19 protein-coding genes and 1 riboswitch are annotated in these 17,958 nt (G+C 32.9%); of the genes, 11 read left to right on the forward strand and 8 right to left on the reverse strand.

Annotation, left to right across the window (positions count from 1 at the left end):
- Positions 1 to 9: 9 nt before the first annotated feature.
- The 4 genes from ERL59_RS10025 to ERL59_RS10040 all read right to left on the reverse strand — a co-directional run bounded on the left by ERL59_RS10025 (position 10) and on the right by ERL59_RS10040 (position 2,537).
- Positions 10 to 1,152, reverse strand: coding sequence for an MFS transporter (locus ERL59_RS10025; protein WP_160646071.1), 1,143 nt, complete (start codon positions 1,150 to 1,152; stop codon positions 10 to 12).
- A 126-nt stretch (positions 1,153 to 1,278) separates the two neighbouring features.
- Positions 1,279 to 1,584 carry a nucleotidyltransferase domain-containing protein gene (locus tag ERL59_RS10030; RefSeq protein WP_160646072.1) on the reverse strand — a complete coding sequence of 102 codons (306 nt, stop codon included), beginning with the start codon at positions 1,582 to 1,584 and terminating at the stop codon, positions 1,279 to 1,281.
- Entirely contained in the window at positions 1,581 to 1,973 is a 393-nt protein-coding gene (locus ERL59_RS10035; protein WP_160646073.1) for a nucleotidyltransferase substrate binding protein, read from the reverse strand. The genes ERL59_RS10030 and ERL59_RS10035 overlap by 4 nt, the downstream gene beginning before the upstream one ends.
- Positions 1,974 to 2,105: 132 nt before the next feature.
- On the reverse strand, positions 2,106 to 2,537 hold the full coding sequence (locus tag ERL59_RS10040; RefSeq protein ID WP_160646074.1) for a MarR family winged helix-turn-helix transcriptional regulator: 432 nt from the start codon (positions 2,535 to 2,537) through the stop codon (positions 2,106 to 2,108).
- Positions 2,538 to 2,660: 123 nt separating this feature from the next.
- Here ERL59_RS10040 and ERL59_RS10045 point away from each other — a divergent pair, with 123 nt between their 5' ends.
- The 5 genes from ERL59_RS10045 (at position 2,661) to lonB (ending at position 7,287) form a co-directional block, all read left to right on the forward strand.
- The gene (locus tag ERL59_RS10045; RefSeq protein ID WP_160646075.1) at positions 2,661 to 3,245 is read left to right on the forward strand and encodes an NAD(P)H-dependent oxidoreductase; all 585 of its coding nucleotides are present in this window, start codon (positions 2,661 to 2,663) and stop codon (positions 3,243 to 3,245) included.
- A gap of 93 nt (positions 3,246 to 3,338) precedes the next feature.
- Positions 3,339 to 3,539, forward strand: a riboswitch (cobalamin riboswitch).
- Positions 3,540 to 3,720: 181 nt separating this feature from the next.
- Complete coding sequence (locus ERL59_RS10050) at positions 3,721 to 4,245, forward strand: hypothetical protein (RefSeq protein WP_160646076.1); 525 nt, start codon at positions 3,721 to 3,723, stop codon at positions 4,243 to 4,245.
- On the forward strand, positions 4,232 to 4,741 hold the full coding sequence (locus ERL59_RS10055; RefSeq protein ID WP_160646077.1) for a hypothetical protein: 510 nt from the start codon (positions 4,232 to 4,234) through the stop codon (positions 4,739 to 4,741). Before ERL59_RS10050 ends, ERL59_RS10055 begins: the two co-directional genes overlap by 14 nt.
- Complete coding sequence (locus ERL59_RS10060; RefSeq protein WP_160646078.1) at positions 4,731 to 4,934, forward strand: CbtB domain-containing protein; 204 nt, start codon at positions 4,731 to 4,733, stop codon at positions 4,932 to 4,934. Before ERL59_RS10055 ends, ERL59_RS10060 begins: the two co-directional genes overlap by 11 nt.
- A gap of 13 nt (positions 4,935 to 4,947) precedes the next feature.
- Positions 4,948 to 7,287 carry an ATP-dependent protease LonB gene (gene lonB / locus ERL59_RS10065; protein WP_160646079.1) on the forward strand — a complete coding sequence of 780 codons (2,340 nt, stop codon included), beginning with the start codon at positions 4,948 to 4,950 and terminating at the stop codon, positions 7,285 to 7,287.
- 34 nt (positions 7,288 to 7,321) lie between these two features.
- Here lonB and ERL59_RS10070 read toward each other — a convergent pair whose 3' ends face one another.
- Entirely contained in the window at positions 7,322 to 8,839 is a 1,518-nt protein-coding gene (locus ERL59_RS10070) for a helix-turn-helix domain-containing protein (protein WP_160646080.1), read from the reverse strand.
- Between the two features lie 218 nt (positions 8,840 to 9,057).
- Here ERL59_RS10070 and ERL59_RS10075 point away from each other — a divergent pair, with 218 nt between their 5' ends.
- Positions 9,058 to 9,885: a Cof-type HAD-IIB family hydrolase gene (locus ERL59_RS10075; RefSeq protein ID WP_160646081.1), complete on the forward strand. Its 828-nt coding sequence runs from the start codon at positions 9,058 to 9,060 to the stop codon at positions 9,883 to 9,885.
- A gap of 64 nt (positions 9,886 to 9,949) precedes the next feature.
- Here the strand turns inward: ERL59_RS10075 and ERL59_RS10080 are convergent, their stop codons facing one another.
- On the reverse strand, positions 9,950 to 11,239 hold the full coding sequence (locus ERL59_RS10080) for an L-lactate MFS transporter (protein WP_160646082.1): 1,290 nt from the start codon (positions 11,237 to 11,239) through the stop codon (positions 9,950 to 9,952).
- Between the two features lie 617 nt (positions 11,240 to 11,856).
- Here ERL59_RS10080 and ERL59_RS10085 point away from each other — a divergent pair.
- The 3 genes from ERL59_RS10085 (at position 11,857) to ERL59_RS10095 (ending at position 14,810) form a co-directional block, all read left to right on the forward strand.
- Positions 11,857 to 12,924: an NADH:flavin oxidoreductase gene (locus tag ERL59_RS10085; RefSeq protein ID WP_235929850.1), complete on the forward strand. Its 1,068-nt coding sequence runs from the start codon at positions 11,857 to 11,859 to the stop codon at positions 12,922 to 12,924.
- A gap of 56 nt (positions 12,925 to 12,980) precedes the next feature.
- The gene (locus tag ERL59_RS10090) at positions 12,981 to 13,805 is read left to right on the forward strand and encodes an SDR family oxidoreductase (RefSeq protein WP_210767455.1); all 825 of its coding nucleotides are present in this window, start codon (positions 12,981 to 12,983) and stop codon (positions 13,803 to 13,805) included.
- Positions 13,806 to 13,874: 69 nt separating this feature from the next.
- Positions 13,875 to 14,810, forward strand: coding sequence for an NADP-dependent oxidoreductase (locus tag ERL59_RS10095; protein ID WP_160646084.1), 936 nt, complete (start codon positions 13,875 to 13,877; stop codon positions 14,808 to 14,810).
- A 93-nt stretch (positions 14,811 to 14,903) separates the two neighbouring features.
- On the opposite strand, the gene ERL59_RS10100 is transcribed toward ERL59_RS10095, so the two are convergent.
- Together ERL59_RS10100 and ERL59_RS10105 are read right to left on the reverse strand one after the other, a co-directional pair.
- Positions 14,904 to 15,086: a hypothetical protein gene (locus ERL59_RS10100; protein ID WP_160646085.1), complete on the reverse strand. Its 183-nt coding sequence runs from the start codon at positions 15,084 to 15,086 to the stop codon at positions 14,904 to 14,906.
- 414 nt (positions 15,087 to 15,500) lie between these two features.
- A complete protein-coding gene (locus ERL59_RS10105) occupies positions 15,501 to 16,268 on the reverse strand; it encodes a TspO/MBR family protein (protein WP_160646086.1) in 768 nt (255 codons plus the stop codon).
- A 236-nt stretch (positions 16,269 to 16,504) separates the two neighbouring features.
- Here ERL59_RS10105 and ERL59_RS10110 point away from each other — a divergent pair, with 236 nt between their 5' ends.
- Together ERL59_RS10110 and ERL59_RS10115 are read left to right on the forward strand one after the other, a co-directional pair.
- Positions 16,505 to 16,873: a DoxX family protein gene (locus tag ERL59_RS10110; protein WP_160646087.1), complete on the forward strand. Its 369-nt coding sequence runs from the start codon at positions 16,505 to 16,507 to the stop codon at positions 16,871 to 16,873.
- Between the two features lie 184 nt (positions 16,874 to 17,057).
- The gene (locus ERL59_RS10115; protein ID WP_160646088.1) at positions 17,058 to 17,909 is read left to right on the forward strand and encodes a DMT family transporter; all 852 of its coding nucleotides are present in this window, start codon (positions 17,058 to 17,060) and stop codon (positions 17,907 to 17,909) included.
- Positions 17,910 to 17,958: the final 49 nt, after the last annotated feature.

Below are 17,958 nucleotides of genomic sequence, written 5' to 3' on the forward strand. Positions count from 1 at the left end.
TATTAAAAATTAATAGATTTTATTTAGTGTATTCATTCTAAAAGAAGCGATAGCAGCAAACATAGTGACTAGACACCCTAATAAAAATGGTAAAGTACTTCCTAGTACCAACCAAATAAAGGACCCTACTATAGGAATCGTTACAGCGATCACATGTGATAAGGTACTTCCGACTGCTAGAGTCGTACTTAATTCTTCTCTAGGGACTAATTTCCCAACATAAGTAGAAATACCGATATCGTCAAAACCTACAAAAACATCATCTAATACAAACAAAATGTATATAAACCAAATATGTTCAATGTAAGCATAACCTAGAAATATGAAGGTTACAATGATGTAATTTAGAGATAGAGCATGACCAATCCCTATCTTCTTTATCACTTTTCCAATATACGGTCGAGTGAATACGGCTATGATACCGTGTAAACTATATAACAGTACCATGGTTGAAAGGGATGTTTCAAATTTAATAATGAGCAAAAGAGTAGCAAAAGTAATAAATATCATCTCACGTGTAGCTGATAAAGTGGTTAGAAGATAATAAGGAAAATATACCTTTCTCAAATACAGATTGTTGTTTCTTGTTCTCTTATTTTTGTTCATATTTAATTTTTTGAAAAAAACAATAGAAATCAAAGCGATAGGAAGTCCAATAAAGAGAATAACATTTGTCTCAAATTTTTGATTTAATATCCAAACCAATAACATTCCCAATAAACCAGCGCCGGCACCCAAACTTGCAACATATCCAAAGATTGTGGATCGATTAACTTCTGTCGTTAAATCTGTGATCAGATAATCTCTATAAATAAAAAACAGGTGCGTACCCGTACTAAAAATGAATGTGTATATTATTAATCCCCAGAAACCAGAGGCTAAAGAATATAATAGTAACCCTAATCCTATTAAAAAAATGGAGAAGATGAGTACATTTCGTTCTCTAAATCTGATGGCGATTAAAATGAATGATATAGCGATTAATCCTGGGATTTCTTTTATTGCATCGATGATTGCAAATTGAAAGGTTGTAACAAAGAAGTCTTCAACAATATAGTTTTTATATGTAACTTGGAAAAAAGAAATTGAAATACTAACTATAAAAATAGAAAGTAATAAATAAGATAGATTTTTATTCTTATGATTGTCCAACGATTTAACACTCCTTTAAATGATAAATATCTAATTAGATACTCATATTTAAAGGTGGTGCTCTTTGTCTATAAGTTCAAACGATTCATATTAGTCATATATCATGCATTTTATAAACCTCCTAAATCATTTTGAATATATTACTTTACCAACTCTATTTATGTGATCTTTAAGGTCATTGTGGTTAAGATGAGTACCATCAATTACATCAAAAAAATATGGCATATGACTTTGTTCTTCCAATAAAGTATGAAGTTTGGTTACGATGTGTATATCCATTTTTTTACCATAGATAGCAATATCAATATCTGAACCTGGTTTATGGTTTCCTTTTGCACGAGAACCAAATAGGATAGCTTTTTCAATTTCTTCAAAAGTAGAAATTGTATTTACAATCGTTTCTAAGTCTAGTTCGACAAGTCCATATTTCATAGTTCTTCCTCAAGTTTCTTTTCTAATTCTATTAAAGCGTTGTAGTATTTTTCTTTAATTAATCGTTCTGCTTCATCTGCATATTTTTCATTGTATGTGTGGGCCATTAAATTCCTCTTATCCAACATATCGATCCAAGTATGACCATCTGTAATTAACTGAGATTGGAAGGCAGTTTGAATGGCTTTACGAGGAGTTTTTACATCAAACCCTTCAAGTTCTAGATAATCTTTGATTGTCTTCCAACCAAGTTCGAAAGTATATTCGAAACATTGTACTAGTCCTTGTACTTCAAATTTGTTCAATGTTCCTTTATCAATAAATTCTGTAAGTTGTATTACTGCTTTTCGATAGTTATCAAAGCGCTGCTTCCAACGAATATCTTGCATCCTTAGGAGCCTCCTCATAAACACATTTAGTTTAATCTTATATTTATTATAAGCATTGATCCATTTAGGGGTCAATTTGGAAATTGCCTTTCAAAAAGAGAGTAGTTAAATATAATTTCTTAATTTAATTACTCAAAAATACAATTTGGTTTGAAGTATGTCTACAGCACGTTCAATCTCTTTTAAATCCTCTGCAGAAGCATTTTCCATTCGATTTTTAAAATTAAACTCTATCTGTTGATAAACTTTTTTCATCATTGTTTCCCCATCTTTAGTAAGGTAAATGAACTGTTTTCTTCGATCTTCAACATCAGATTTTTTTTCAACTAAATGAAGCTCACCTAACTTTCGGATCTCTCGACTCGCATTTGGCATTGAAATGCGTATACAATCGCTAATTTCACTAAGCGTAATTGGCTGCTTTGCCACAGCGATAAAATCTAGAATCTCATATTGGACTTGTGTAATGATGTCAGGTCTAACGTCTTTAGTGAGGTCGTTCGTCACTCGAAGTACAGAGCTTGTAAATGTGATCAGTTTATTAAAAAGAGTTTTATTGTCCATCGTTCTCACCTCATGGATTTACAATATCAAAATATATATCAAAATACAATTATCATTTGACAACAAAATTTTTTTGATATATATTTTAATTATCAAAAGACAACTAAATGAGGTGAGCTTAATTTGAAAACATTAGTCATTTTTACACATCCAAATCACAACAGTTTATCCTATGCATTTTTACAAAAAGTGCTTGAGGGAATAGTTGAAAACTCAAATATTAAGGAAGTTCAGGTATTAGATTTATACCAAGAAAGATTTAATCCATTGCTTGTATTTAATGAAGAGAAACGAAGAAGGGATATGCATCTTGATCCAAACTTGAAAAAGTACAGAGAACAAATTGTTTGGGCAGATCAAATTGTTTTTGTATATCCAATCTGGTGGGGAAGACCTCCTGCTATGCTTTTAGGTTATATAGATCAATTGTTTGCAGCAAATTTTGCCTATAAAGATGGTGGCTTTATTCCGCAAGGACTATTGAAAGGAAAATCTGCGGTCTGTGTTTCAACGATGAAGGGACCTGCTAATTACCCGTTGATTTTCTTAAATAATACTCATAAAGTTTTAATGAAAAAAGCTTTGCTGAATTTTGTAGGGATCAAAAAAGTGAAATTTTTTGAATTTGGTAATATGGAAAGTCCAAATGGGAAACAAGCCGTAAAGCTAAATAAAGTCTATCGATATTTTCGGAAAGTACATGTTTAAGTAATTAGCGCATGGTCCTTTTAACATTTTTTATAAATAATAATGGAACAAATCCAGAACTTGGATTATAATCAATAATAGGTTGTTTAACAAGTGAATATTGTAAAAAAAGGTGAAACGTTAATACGTTTCTTAAAAGGGAAGACGGTTTGAATCCGTCACGGTCCCGCCACTGTAATTGGGGAGTATAGTATAAACCACTGTTTTTAAATGGGAAGGTTTATACAAACTGAATTTCAGTTGAATTACGTTTGATCCATGAGTCAGGAGACCTGCCTTTTTTTGTATCACAAGTGTACCTACGAGGATAGGGAAAGTGAATAAATTTTAAGATGTTTATTTGCACTTTTCTGCACTTCTGTAGGAAGTGTTTTTTTTATACCCCAAAAAGTGATGAAGAATCAAAGGAGTGAGTACCTAGTACTTTCCGGGGACCCTGGAACAAAAAAACTAAATATTAAGTGGAGGGAGCAAGATGCAAAAAAAGTTTTTACTTAGCATAGGTGTGTTACTAACATTTCTAATGCTTATGCCAACGACCTTGACCATGGGTGAGGAAGCTGTAAAGATCAAAGTGAACAATGAGAAAGGTGGACAAACAAGGCCGGATTTAGACACAGCAAAGGTTGAACTTACATTTACAGAGATTGAGAATGGTTCTGCTAACATTTTGTTGAATAGTCCAGAGCGGAAATTTTTCTCTCCTACTGATTTTCCAATTGTTGAGGGTACTGAGTTAATTGAATCTACCATTTTGGTGGAAAATGGTAAGGCAGAGTTTGATTATATGTTCCCAATCCGTGGTAATTATGAAATGACTGTAGAAGTTTTAAATGAAAACGGTATTGTAGCGGGCACTCATTTATTGAACATTCATATTCCAGAAAATCCAGATGAGATACAAAATGCGATTGTTTTTGTAGGTGTTCTTTTTTTATTTGGCTTTTTGGTCGGTCTTATTTTAACAGCAAAGAGGGGGAGAACTCATGCGATATCGTAGTCTGTTATTGACGTTGGGATTTATTTTTCTATTCATGTTATCTGCTACTGTTATGGCTCACGATAATAATGATCATGGTCGTTCGATAGATCATCATGCGGAAGTAGGGAAACTTTACTCATTTGAAGGGAAGTTGGAAACAACAGAGAATGGACCTTTTGAAATTAGGTTTCATGCCATTCGCTTAGAAGATGATGCACAAATTATTACTATGAAAAATACATCTGAAGATGGAAGCTATCAATTTGCTGCACAGTTTTTTGATGGAGCTGAACACGATGTCACATTTTCACTCCTAAATCCTGTTACGGAAGAAGTCATTATGGAAAAAACGGAATTAGTTGAAGTACTAGGTTTTGATCCACCGATGTTTATTAAAATAAAAACGATATTCTTTTTAGTGATGATGATTGTGATAGGTATGTTATTAGGTGTGGGTGTCATAAAATTAAGGTCGAGGTATGCGACAAAAGGAGGAGCTAACCATGGAATATAAATATGAATATCAAAACAAAAATAGCTTTAAAAATAAATTCAAATCAATGTTTCTTTCACTCCCCATTCAGCTAACTGTTGTTGCACTTTTAGCGGGGATCGTTATTTATACCGCTTTATTTTCCAGTTATGCACCCGTACATGATGCGCTTCATGATTTAAGGCATGGTCTAATGTTTATTCCATGTCACTAAGGTGGTCTTTTTATTGAAAAATGTTTTAGTAAATCTATTTGCTGTTGTGATGCATCGATTAGCTGCGAAACATCAAGTCGTAGCATTGGAACAAACGATTTCTTTACTTTTAAAATGTTATAAGAAACAACCTGATAAACTTTTTGCCATGTTGATCGGGTTTAGTAAGGATTCTCGATGGGTTCTTCGTTATTTGTCAGGTAGGGAGCTAGGAAGGTTTTTTACTGAAAAGCCCGAGCAAGTGATGGAGATTTGGTTTAGGTTAGCTAGCGATGAGAAGCTCTACGTTAGAGAAGGGACAGCAAAGGGGATTACATATGCAGGTGAATCGAATATAAAAGAAGTTTGGCAAAAGTGGGAGACTGCTTTCTCTCACAACTCTGAACATGTTCGTCAAACGGCATCGATGACACTGGTTCATTTTTTAGATAAACATAAAGAAGAGATCAACCTTCTCCCCATCATAGAACTTGTAAAAAATGAAACCTCATCCAAAGTAAAGGTGATTGTAGAAAAATATATCGTCCCTCTTATAGATCAGGGGGATGTTACACAAGAACCCATATTAGGCTATGAAACAACAGAAGAGATCCCTATACCCTCACGACTAATAGATCAAGTAGTAGGACAAGATCATGCTGTAGAAACAATTAAAATTGCAGCTCGTCAGAAACGTTCAGTACTATTAATAGGAGAGCCTGGAACTGGAAAAAGTATGTTAGGGCAAGCGATTACTGAACTATTACCGGTCTCAAATTTAGAGGATGTTATTGTGGAAAGTAGTGGCAGTGAAAGAAATGTCCCAAAGATCAAAACCCAACCTGCTGGGAAGGCAGAAGCATATATTCAACAGTTTGAAAATGAAGCTCGAGGGAGTCTTATCACTTTTCGTTGGATGATGGGTTTTGTTTATGTGGCTGTTTTATTTGTTGCGTTTTTTTACTATTTTACAAAGGATGAACCTATATTCCTTTTGATTGGAATTGTTGTAATAGGGTTATTATATTGGGTTTCTAAAAAAATGAAAACAAATCCTACAGTGCAAATTCCTAAAATTTTAGTTAATCATACTAATACAAAGCGAGCTCCTTTCATAGATGCAACTGGACTACATGCAGGAGCGCTTTTGGGTGATATTCGTCATGACCCTTATCAATCTGGGGGCTTGGAAGCTATGCCGCATCAGTTAGTTGAGCCGGGTGCCATTCATCAAGCACATCAAGGGGTGTTATATATCGATGAAGTATCCACACTGTCCTTAGAGTCACAGCAATTTTTACTTACTGCTTTTCAAGAGAAAAAACTACCCATTACAGGACGTTCACCTGGTTCCAGTGGGAGTATGATACGAACAGAAGCGGTATCAACAGATTTTATTATGGTGTTGGCTGGTAATGTTCCAGATGTGGATAAAATTCATCCAGCATTAAGATCTAGAATTCACGGTTATGGCTATGAGATATACACAAAGACAACCATGGAGGATACGGAATACAATCGATATAAACTAGCTCAGTTTGTTTCACAAGAAATAAGGAAAGATGGTAAAATCCCTCACTTTACAAGGGAAGCTGTTAAAGTGATCATTGGACGAGCTAAGGAAATGTCACCACGTTCGAATCAGTTAACAACAAGTTTTCGTGATTTAGGTGGATTGATTCGTGCAGCTGGGGATATTGCTGTGCAGTCTGAAGATAGACTTGTGGATAAGAAGCATGTTCAGCAAGCACTATTGAAAGTAAAGACATTAGAAGAGCAAATATTGTTTGAGGTGGATAAAAGTAGATTATCAACACCTTATTCACAAGTGGGAATGGTTCAAACATTAATCTATGATAAAGGGATAGCACAAGTTTTAAATGTTTCAGTAACTGTTCAACTCTCAGATATAGTAGAAATTAAAGCCCCGGAGTGTTTAACAAATGGAGACCGAATAAACTTAGAGGCTTTATTATATCAGATGGGGCTTTACGGTAAATATTATATTCAGATCGATGGGGAAAGTCAGATTGATGTAGAGGGTCATAAAATCTGGACAAATCAGAAACAATCCACTAAGGAAGTACTTCTTGCAATTCTTGTAAATGTTTTTTCTATTAAGCATTATATATCTTTACCAGTGAATTTTGCTGTTTGTGGAGATGTGGATTTGATGGGGACAATTAGGGAGACTTCTTACTTTGAGATGAAATTAAAAGCGGCAGATCGATTGGCAATGACAACAATCATAGCTCCTTTAGGAAATGTTACAGATGATGTACCTAAAGGAATGGAAGTGATGTGGGTAGAAACGGTGGATGATCTTGAAGAGATTATAGTTAATCATAATAAAAAGATGGACATCCAGGTATAAAAATATACCTCCTTATTACGAGATGGGGTTTCTTTCACTCATTCCTTTTAGCTATCCAAGCTCGAGGAGAATCTCCCGTTACTTTTTTAAAAACTCTACTAAAATAGTTGGCGTCTGAGAATCCAACCTTTACTGAAATATCACTTAAATTTAGATCAGAGTTTGCAAGTAGTCTTTTGGCTACTTGAATACGTTTTTTTTGTAAATACTCTATGAAAGATATACCTGTTTCTTGCTTAAATAAATGACTGATATAATAGCTGTTACGGTTTACATGTTTTGCTGCATCAGATAAAGTAAGAGGTTTTGCATAGTTTTCCTCTATAAATAATTGCAATTGATTCACAATAAGGGAATAAACGGGACGTTGTTCGCGTTGAATGATATTAAAGAGCTCGTAACAAAAATTTAACATTTTTTGTGTGATTTCAAATAAGACCTCTCCAAATAAAATGATCTTGAATAAATTCTGATAATTATGTTCTAATGTTTTTACAATATTTTGTTTGCTCATGAATCGATGAATGTGGGCTAACACACTAGTTAGGCGAATTCGCATGGTTTCAGGATTAGGATATAGGCCACTTTCATCAGGAAATCCAGTAAATTGATCATACAACCATTTTTTGATTTCTTCGTGGTTACAACCTTCTAATACTTCTACTAGTTTTTTGCTATCTTTTGGGGATAAAAAGGAGTCAATTTGTATATGAGCGTAAGGTTGCATTGGACTAAAGACTTGATTTCCTCCAAAATAAAATCTTCTATTTAGGCTATTCTTGGCGTCATGATACGCTTGTTTTATACGCAGCGTATTTTTTTTTGGATTTCCTATACCTGCTGATATAGAGAAATCATGTTCTTTAGCCTGATAACAAAGTCGGATTAGGATCTGTTCTAATGTAATGATCGGATTTGATGTTCCTATTAACATCGTTTCGTTAAAAAAAAGAACCAGATGATTTTCTACTGGAATGACCAACACTTGATATTCGCTTAATTCTTGTTTAACGAAAGATAGTAAATGGTTAATGCTCATTTCTATTTCATTATTTTGATCTAATTCAATGACAGCAAGTAACCTTGGTATGTCCTCTACATGCTCATTATCTGGATTTTCTAGAAATAATAAATCATAAGCCAAGTAATGCTGAGGAATTGTACTATTATTTATAGCACCTGATGCTGTAAAGTTTTTAACCATTTGGCGAATGGTTTTGATCCAAGTTTGTGTATCATATGGTTTAACAAATAAAGCCTCTGCTTTACATAAAAGTGACTCATGTGCTGCATCAAATGTTTTGTGTATTGTATGAATGACCGTTTGTGTATGATTTTGTATTAATAAGGGTCTTAATTTAGCTAATTCTTCAGATGAAAATAGATCCAGCTCAAAAATAAGTAAATCCACTTTATGCTGAGATAATAGTATAAAACAGTGCTGACTATCTGTTGCTTCAATGAGGTGTTTATAAGGAATGTGGTGGGAGGAAAGAAGCCACTTCATTCCATTTCGTTCAAGCTCGTCCTTCACACAAAGACATATTTTCATAACCTTCACCCCCATAAGAACCATCATATTAGGTATTATAATCTTATCATTCAATGTGCTTTTTCTCCACTGGAATGCAGACTAAAATAAAGAAAAACTCTTGAATTCATATATTTTAAAAATTATTATACTTATTAAGATGATATATCTAAAATTAATATCTAAACAAGTAATTAAGATTACTTATAATTACAAAAATATCTACTAGGGAGATGTGAATGGGAATTTATTTTAATAACATTTTATTGGTTACAGATATGGACGGAACACTTTTAAATTCAGATAACAAAGTAAGTATGAATAATAAACAAGCATTAGAATATTTCGTAAATGAAGGGGGGTTGTTTACTGTTGCTACAGGTAGGATGGAAAAATCTGTGATCCCCTACTTAGATGATTTGCCCATTAATGTGCCGGGTGTTTTATATAACGGTGGAGCTCTTTACGATTTTCAAAGTCAAAAATGTATATGGAATCAAGTTTTACCAGATGATTTTATATTATTATTGGATAAAATAGTCCGTTCTTTCCCTGGTATTGGAGTAGAAGTTTATAACAATGAGAATGTGAGCTTTATTACACATAACGACTACACAGATAGTCATTGTATAAAAGAAAATTTTGTAAGAAAGACTAAATCACTTGAACAAATTCAAGGATCTTTGCAAAAAGTAATGTTGGTCTGGGAACCTTCATGTTTAAATCAAGTAGAGACTTTTTTGATACAAAATGCTACGGGAGTAGATTGGGTACGTTCTGAACCACAGTTTCTAGAGATATTAGCTAAGAATGTAAACAAAGGGAATGGGTTAAGAAAACTAAAAAAACATTTGAATTTACATAAAGTATATACCGTTGGGTTTGGAGATCATTTAAATGATATGGCATTGTTGACAGCCTCGGATATAGGTATAACAGTAGATAATGGTCATGACAAATTAAAGAGCATAGCTTGTTATTGTGGGAAACATCATAATGAAGATGCTCTTGCTGATATCATTTATCAAAAGGATTTATTATTTGATTTATTTAAAATGAGGAAATAAGGGTACAAAGAATAAGCATAAAAAACCCGCTTATGACAGATCATAAGCGGTATAGGGAAAGAGATTATACTTCATGAGCAATTCTTTGTTGTAACTTCTTGTTTTGCTGTAAAGAAAGCTGGCTAGCATTTCTTACTTTTTGAATATCCTTACGAATGTAAATAGAAGTGATCAGTGCTATGGTTAAAAAAACGGCAAATACATAAAAAGTGGCATTATAACTGTTTGTAGTATCTCTTATATAAGCCACAAGCATTGGTCCGAAAACTCCTGCCATTGACCAAGAGGTTAACAAATAACCATGTATGGCTCCTAGTTGTTTTGTACCAAACATATCCCCAATAAATGCTGGTAAGGAAGCAAATCCTCCACCATAAATCGTCAGGATCGTAAAGATGAGTATCATAAACAGGATCTGATTAGAAACAGATGGCAACAATAAGAATGCAATAAGCTGGATGGTGAAAAATGCAGTAAATACATTTGTTCTACCTAAATAATCAGATGCAGAAGCCCAGCCGATGCGACCCCCACCATTAAAAAATCCCATTAGACCTACCATACTTGCTGCTGCAACAGCTGTCATCCCTACTTTTTCTTGAGCCATGGGTGAAGCGACAGAGATCAGCATAATACCAGATGAAATATTCACAAACATCATGACCCATAACATCCAGAATCTTTTTGTCTTAACGGCTTCATTTGCAGTAAGCTGTGCTAAATCTTCTTTTAGTCGCATCGTTCCTTTCTCTGTTTTTTTCTTCATTCCTGCAGGCATCCAGCCTTCCTCAGGTTTAGCGATATATGAGGCTCCTGACAACATGAGGATAAAGTATGCGATACCTAAAATGTAAAACGTTTGTGAAAGACCTACATTTTCTATAAGATAATTGGCAATAGGACTACAGATTAATGCACCTGCACCAAAGCCCAACACGGCCATCCCAGTTGCTAACCCGCGACGATCTGGAAACCATTTGACTAAAGTAGAAACAGGCGATATATAACCAATACCTAGTCCCATACCACTGATCAACCCATAAGATACATAGTAACCTATTAGTGATTCAAAATGAACAGCTATCCCTGTTCCAATTAGACCTGTAGCAAATAAAACAGCTGCAACTGTTGCTGAAAAACGAGGACCTTTTTTTTCAACTAGTCTACCAAAAAAAGCAGCAGACGTTCCTAAACAAAAGATAGCAATTGTAAATGCGAGTGCAGTTTGAGTACTGCTCCATCCAAGTTGTTCTGCTAGAGGATTTTTATAAACGCTGTAAGCATACACTGAACCAATAGAGAGGTGAATTGCAACAGCGGATAATGCAATGAGCCAACGATTTTTTGTTTTCATGACAGCTCTCTCCTTTAAAATTTAAATCTTATTTATCTTTGTATTCCATAAAAGTGATGAATATTTTATTCATTTTGTTCTTAGATATCGTGAAATCATGCTTTTGGGGTGAATTTTAGGGAGCTTCATCACTTTTATGGTTTTAACTATTCCTTCAAATAAAGTATAAAACTAATAAAACCTAATGTCTGTGATTTTTTTCACAAGTAGTATACAGAAAAGTATTTTAGCAAAAATGAGAAGTGAGAAAAATGATGTAAGGGGCACTTTAAGTGGATTTTGTTGGGTTTTGACAAATCTTAAGTGAAAATATATTAAATAAAAAAATAAATTAAAGTGTTGACAATTTTAACTGTATTAATTAAAATTACAGTAAATAAACTAATTAATATTTTTTTGGACTAATTGTAATAAAAATTAATACAGTTTTTAAATAGTTAGGGGTTGAGAAAATGTGCTTATGGTAACAAAGACAGTCCATATATTTTTATACTAAATGTAATATAAAATATTACAGTACTTGTCTTATACTAAAAATATTTAAACATTTTAAAATCAAACATATATCTGTTTCACTTTATATTTAAATTTTAATTTATTTTTTAGGAGGGATTTATTTGTCAGTATTATTTGACCCATCGTTTATTGGTAAATTACAAATGAAAAACAAATTTACATTAGCTCCATTAACCCGCACAAGTGCTACATATGAAGGGGTTGTTACAGAAAAAAATGCAAAGTATTATGAAAGATTTGCAAAAGGGCAATTTGGGCTTATCATTACTGAGGGAACATATACTGATGATCAACACAGTCAAGGGTATTTTAATCAACCTGGGATCATTAATCAAGAGCAAATAGACGGGTGGAGAAAAGTTGTGGATGCTGTTCACAAAGAAGGTTCAAAAATCATAGTTCAATTAATGCATGCGGGAGCTCAAGCGATTGGTAATCGTTTTACGGAACAATCCATTGCACCATCATCCGTACTTTTAGAAGGAGAGATGGCTTGGAAGAAAGTGCCTAAAACAGCAACCGTCGAAGATTTAATAAAAATTAAAGAAAACTTTGTAAAGGCCGCTTTAAATGCTAAAGATGCAGGATTTGATGGGGTTGAACTCCATGGTGCTAACGGATATTTATTAGATGAATTTTTATTAAAGTATACAAATAAGCGTCAAGATCAATATGGTGGTTCTGTACAAAATAGAGTGAGGTATTTAGTTGAAATTATTGAAGCAATACGTGAAGCTCTAGGAGAAAATTTCACAGTAGGAATACGTTTAACTCAAAACAATCATATTGATGGTTTTACACATGAATGGGAAGATGGAGATGCTGAAGTGATTTTCTCAAGTATGAAGGAAGCAGGAGTAGACTATATTCATACATTTCAATATGAGGGATGGAAACCTGCTTTTAGAGAAAATTCTCAATCTCTTGCAGCAGCAGCTAAAAAATATGGTCAGGTAACAGTGATTGCAAATGGAAATTTACACGAATTAGATAAAGCATCTGAAATGGTTCAAAACAAGGATGCTGATTTTATTGCCATAGGCAAACTTGCATTGTCAAATCCAGATTTACCTGTGAAAGCAAAAAATGGAATAGAATTCACATCATTTGATTCAGAAAAGTTTATAGGTTCTGATTACACCATTAAAGAGTTTGAATATCATATGTAACAAAATCTGAACATAACATATTGAATGATGATTTGAATAGGGAGATGAATGACAATATGAAATTGAGAACAGCAATTGTCACAGGAGCATCAGGTGGAATTGGTTCTGCTACAGTGATTGATCTTGCCAAGGAGGAATTTCAAGTTATTGCCGCGATACGGGATTTAGAGAAGGGGAATAAACTAAAAAAAGAATTAGAAGTACTCAATCTTAGTCATTTAGTGAAATTTGAACAATTAGATGTTACAGATGAGTTATCTATTCAGTCTTTCAAAGAGAAGTTGCATAGCTATGAAAGTATAGATGTGTTAATTAATAATGCAGGAAGATATGTAGCAGGATTTGCTGAGGAAGTTCCAATGAGTAGGTACAGAGATCAATTCGAAACAAATGTATTTGGATTAATTGCAGTAACTCAAGCAGTAATTCCTTTTATGAGAAAACAAAAAGGTGGAAAAATCATAAACATCAGCAGTATTGCAGGAGTAATGGCTTTCCCATCTATGGCGGCTTATGTCACATCAAAATATGCTGTAGAAGGATTTTCTGAATCCTTGCGTTTAGAATTAAAACCATTTGATATAGATGTAATATTGGTAGAACCAGGACCATATGATACTGGTATTGTCAACAATATGCTTGATATGGATACAGGTGAGGATTCTCCATATTTAACAGTCAAAAAAAAACAAATTGAGAACTTTTCAAATATGAGTCTTGGGAATCCTGAAGAAGTTGCTCAAAAAATATCTTCGATCATAAAATTGAATGATCCTTCACTTCGTTATCCAATTGGTAAAGGAATACAACAACAAATAAATGCCAAAAGAGATACACCATGGTTAAATTGGGAAAAGAAGCTATTAGGAAATACAGATTAATTGGTTTAAAAGTGTGTCGAGATAATACTGAAAATAATAAATTAAAAAATAAATTGGAGGAAATAAGAAATGAAAGCAGTCGTTATAAATCAATACGGGGGTAGAGATCAATTACAAGAGAAGGAGGTATCAGTTCCAAAGTTAAATAATAAGGATGTGTTAATTGAAGTCCATGCATCTGCCGTAAATCCAGTTGATATCTACATTAGAGAAGGATACTTTCAAGAAAACATTCCACATCAATTTCCAGTCACTCTTGGCTTAGATGTTGCAGGTGTTGTGAAAGAAGTTGGTGCTTCTGTTTCTAAATTTAAAGTAGGGGATGAAGTATTCAGTCGCCCAGATATCGCAAGAAATGGAACTTATGCAGAGTATGTAGCAGTGGATGAAAACTTTGTAGCGAAGAAACCAGCAAATCTTTCATTTGAAGAGGCCGCGTCTATTCCTTTGGTAGGTATCACAACATATCAAAGTTTCATTGATAAAGCTCAATTAAAACAAGGAGACAAAGTTTTAATTCATGCAGGGGCAGGGGGAGTTGGTACTTTTGCTATTCAATTTGCAAAAAGTAAAGGTGCCTATGTAGCAACTACAACAAGTGAAAAAAATGTTCAATTTGTGAAGCAGCTTGGAGCTGATGAAGTAATCAACTATAAGACAACAGATTTTTCTGAGGTATTATCTGAATATGATATTGTCCTCGATACATTAGGTGGGGACATACAGGAAAAGAGTATTAAAGTATTAAAAGATGGTGGAACATTAGTTGCACTTAATCAACAACCTGCTGAAAATCTTGGAAAGGAGAAAAACATAAAAGCAAGTTTTATCTTTATGCAACCAGATGGAGAGCAACTTCAAGAAATTGCAGAGCTCATAGAAGCAAATAAAATTAAACCTATCATTGCAGAACAATTCAGCTTATCAGAACAAGGCATTCGCAATGCACATGAGTTAAGCGAGTCTAAACGTGCGAAAGGTAAAATTGTAATTAAAGTTAAATAAACAAAAATTAATCTAAGTAATAAAGTATCTTAATATACATGAATCTCCTTTATCTTGGAAACAACAAATGACTTATTCCAAGGTAAAGGATTTTTATTTTTTTGTTTGAATTTTTAACATTTCTGCACGATGAAGTAGTAACTGTATTTTTTTTGACATTTTTAGTGCCCAAAAATAGTGTTCATTTAAGTTATTTTTTAATAAATGAATTTCTTGATGTAAGTAATCTAATTTTTGAGTGATGTTCTGCAGAGGTTTTTCCTGATTTTGTACCATGTATTTAATGTCATTTGATGGTTCTCCATGAGACTGGGAAAACATAAAAGTATCAATTCTTTCGTTACATAAATTTTGATAATGAAAGCGCTTAACCCTATATATCAATTAAAAATAAATGCTTTAATACATTAAATAATTAATGAATGAATTACAATAATTATATTGTACATACTTAATCCAACTCTATTATCATATAGCAATGGATCATAATACAACAATATAAAATACCAAAAATATAGTTAATTTGGCGTATATTTCACAAAGAATACAAAAAATTGATTTATTTTATTTATTTAGAAAAATAGATTTAATAAAATACATGATAAGCGCTTACCTTATTAATTTATAAAATGGAAATCGTTTTAAAAGTAATCATATAATATTGTTTAACTTTTTGAATTTAGTGTAAGTTTAATGTTGATTTGACTTGTTATAAACTAACTTAAAAATATATATAAGGAGCAGAACAATCATGGAATAAGCTGCAATCTTTATTATTATAATGTCATTTTGCTTTATCGCTATTGCAATAAAAGCCCATATATAGACTAAAACATATCCAACATCCTTATATGGGTAACTCACTATGATACATAAAATAATAGCGAATAAGAGCATAATTAATGACCATACAACTTCTGAGATTCCCCAACCACTCCATTCAACATCATATAAAAAAACACTTATATTTACGATAGTAGCAATACTAATCCAACCTAAATAAATGCTGAATGGAATTTGTACACATATTTTCTCAACTATAGAGATGGATGCATCTGTAAATCGTACTCTTCTATATATGATGATTAATGAAGTTAATAAACAAATCATGACTAATACCGATAAACCAATTTTTTCAAAATGCCAAACTAATATCCACGTTATATTGAATATACAGCTAAGGACAAACCACCAACCTATTTTTTGTAATGAGGGTTTTTGTGATGTCTTTGGTAATGCTTGATAAATGATGAAGCAACCTAGTAATGTATATATTAATCCCCAAATAGCAAAAGCATAAGGGGCAGGTGTAATTAATATAGGATATTGAGCTGAAATTTCTCCTGTTGTTTTACCGTTGATAGGAATTGCATTTGCTAAGTAATTCACTAAAAGAACAAGAATATAGAAGATAATATTGGCCAAAACAAGGAACCGTCTATTTCTATTATTTTTCAATCAAATTCACTCCAATTATCCAATTTAAATATGAAACTATCCTTGTTAACCTATTTAAGTTGTACAAAAGCTCAAGGAGCTTGAGTTATTTTTTCTTTTTCACATTATACGAGTTATAGTCAACTTTTATGTATTGAGTATTCGTGTGGTGCTTCTTTATAATTCTCACTTTTTTGATCTACTATGCGGTTGTAAAGCATAGTCTTGTATTAGATCAAGGAAAAGGAGATGAGTAAATGGATATTTTTGTAGTCATTTTGGAAGCCATTTTAGGTCTTGCCTTTTTAGGAGCAGGATTTTCAAAGTTATTTGGTTCAAAGACGACGGTGGAGGATTTTAGACGTTATAGTTTCCCAAATTGGTTTTTGCCTTTTACAGGCTTTGTTGAATCCATAGGTGCAGTAGCACTCATCATTGGCTTATGGTTGGATTCATTAAGCGGTTTGGGTGCCTTATTGTTGGCAATTACGATGTTTTTTGCTGTTCTAACCCATATTGTAAGAATGAAAGATCCCGTTTCTAAAGCATTACCTGCTTTTATATTATTTGTATTTGCTTTGATTGTAACGATTGCCAACTGGTCTGAAATGATGGAATTGTTTTAAAAGCAGAAAATAACCAAGTTTTAAGAAGTTAAAAAAGCCGATTCCCTATAAATGATGGGAGCGGCATTTTTTATGGCTTTCTAACAAATCATTGTAACACTTCTATTTTAGTTAGTGATTCGTTTGTTTAGGTACATTTGTGGTACAATACATGCATTGTACTGGAGAAAGGTGTATCAACTAGATGACAGATAAAAACAAAGGAATCATTTTATTAATACTAGCAGCGCTTGGGTTTTCGTTAATGGCAATGTTCGTTAAACTTTCAGGTGATTTACCTACAACTCAAAAGACATTTTTTAGAAATCTTATTTCTGCCATCATTTCTTTTGGGATGGTTGTTTATTATAAGGAGAGTTTATTTGGAAAACGTGAGAATCAACCTATTTTATTATTAAGATCTGTATTAGGAACGTTGGGTATTTTATTTTTCTTTTATTCAATTGATCATCTTGTTCTTTCTGATGCAGACATGTTAAATAAACTAAGTCCGTTTTTATTGATCATATTTTGTGCAATCTTTTTGAAGGAGAAGGCCAAACCTTACCAAATCATTGCAATTATCATTGCTTTTATTGGGACGTTGTTTATCATTAAACCGCAATTCTCTGTAGATATTTTTCCATATATGATGGGGGTATTATCCTCCATTTTTGCAGCGGGAGCATATACAACTTTAAGGGTATTAGGAAAGAAGGAGAAATCTTATACAATCGTTTTTTATTTTTCATCTTTTTCAACCATAATTTTGGTTCCTTTTTTGATCCTTTTTTATGAACCCATGAGTATACAGCAGCTAATCTATTTATTGCTAGCAGGGGTGTTTGCTACTGTTGGACAGTTTGGAATTACACTTGCTTATAAATTTGCACCGGCAAATGAAATTTCTATCTTTTTTTATATGAACGTAGTGTTTTCGGCAATTATTAGTATGATCATTTTTAGTCAAACGCCAGATGTATTCAGTGTTGTTGGTTATATTGTCATTTTCACTGCTGCATTCTATATGTTTGTTAAAAATAATCAAACAGCTTAAATTTAAAGTTAAACCCTAAAGAAGACATATAAAAACTCCGATAGGAGTT

The sequence above is a fragment of the Chengkuizengella marina genome (genome assembly GCF_009910845.1).
Taxonomy (GTDB): Bacteria; Bacillota; Bacilli; order Paenibacillales; family KCTC-33759; genus Chengkuizengella; species Chengkuizengella marina.

Bases quoted from the DNA above. Each gene is read 5' to 3' on its own strand.
- ERL59_RS10090 (WP_210767455.1), top strand. From the start codon at position 12,981: ATGAAATTGAGAACAGCAATTGTCACAGGAGCATCAGGTGGAATTGGT.
- ERL59_RS10100 (WP_160646085.1), bottom strand. From the start codon at position 15,086: ATGGTACAAAATCAGGAAAAACCTCTGCAGAACATCACTCAAAAATTA.
- ERL59_RS10095 (WP_160646084.1), top strand. From the start codon at position 13,875: ATGAAAGCAGTCGTTATAAATCAATACGGGGGTAGAGATCAATTACAA.
- ERL59_RS10080 (WP_160646082.1), bottom strand. From the start codon at position 11,239: ATGAAAACAAAAAATCGTTGGCTCATTGCATTATCCGCTGTTGCAATT.
- ERL59_RS10060 (WP_160646078.1), top strand. From the start codon at position 4,731: ATGGAATATAAATATGAATATCAAAACAAAAATAGCTTTAAAAATAAA.
- ERL59_RS10055 (WP_160646077.1), top strand. From the start codon at position 4,232: ATGCGATATCGTAGTCTGTTATTGACGTTGGGATTTATTTTTCTATTC.
- ERL59_RS10115 (WP_160646088.1), top strand. From the start codon at position 17,058: ATGACAGATAAAAACAAAGGAATCATTTTATTAATACTAGCAGCGCTT.
- ERL59_RS10110 (WP_160646087.1), top strand. From the start codon at position 16,505: ATGGATATTTTTGTAGTCATTTTGGAAGCCATTTTAGGTCTTGCCTTT.
- ERL59_RS10075 (WP_160646081.1), top strand. From the start codon at position 9,058: ATGGGAATTTATTTTAATAACATTTTATTGGTTACAGATATGGACGGA.
- ERL59_RS10035 (WP_160646073.1), bottom strand. From the start codon at position 1,973: ATGCAAGATATTCGTTGGAAGCAGCGCTTTGATAACTATCGAAAAGCA.
- ERL59_RS10070 (WP_160646080.1), bottom strand. From the start codon at position 8,839: ATGAAAATATGTCTTTGTGTGAAGGACGAGCTTGAACGAAATGGAATG.
- ERL59_RS10030 (WP_160646072.1), bottom strand. From the start codon at position 1,584: ATGAAATATGGACTTGTCGAACTAGACTTAGAAACGATTGTAAATACA.
- ERL59_RS10040 (WP_160646074.1), bottom strand. From the start codon at position 2,537: ATGGACAATAAAACTCTTTTTAATAAACTGATCACATTTACAAGCTCT.
- ERL59_RS10050 (WP_160646076.1), top strand. From the start codon at position 3,721: ATGCAAAAAAAGTTTTTACTTAGCATAGGTGTGTTACTAACATTTCTA.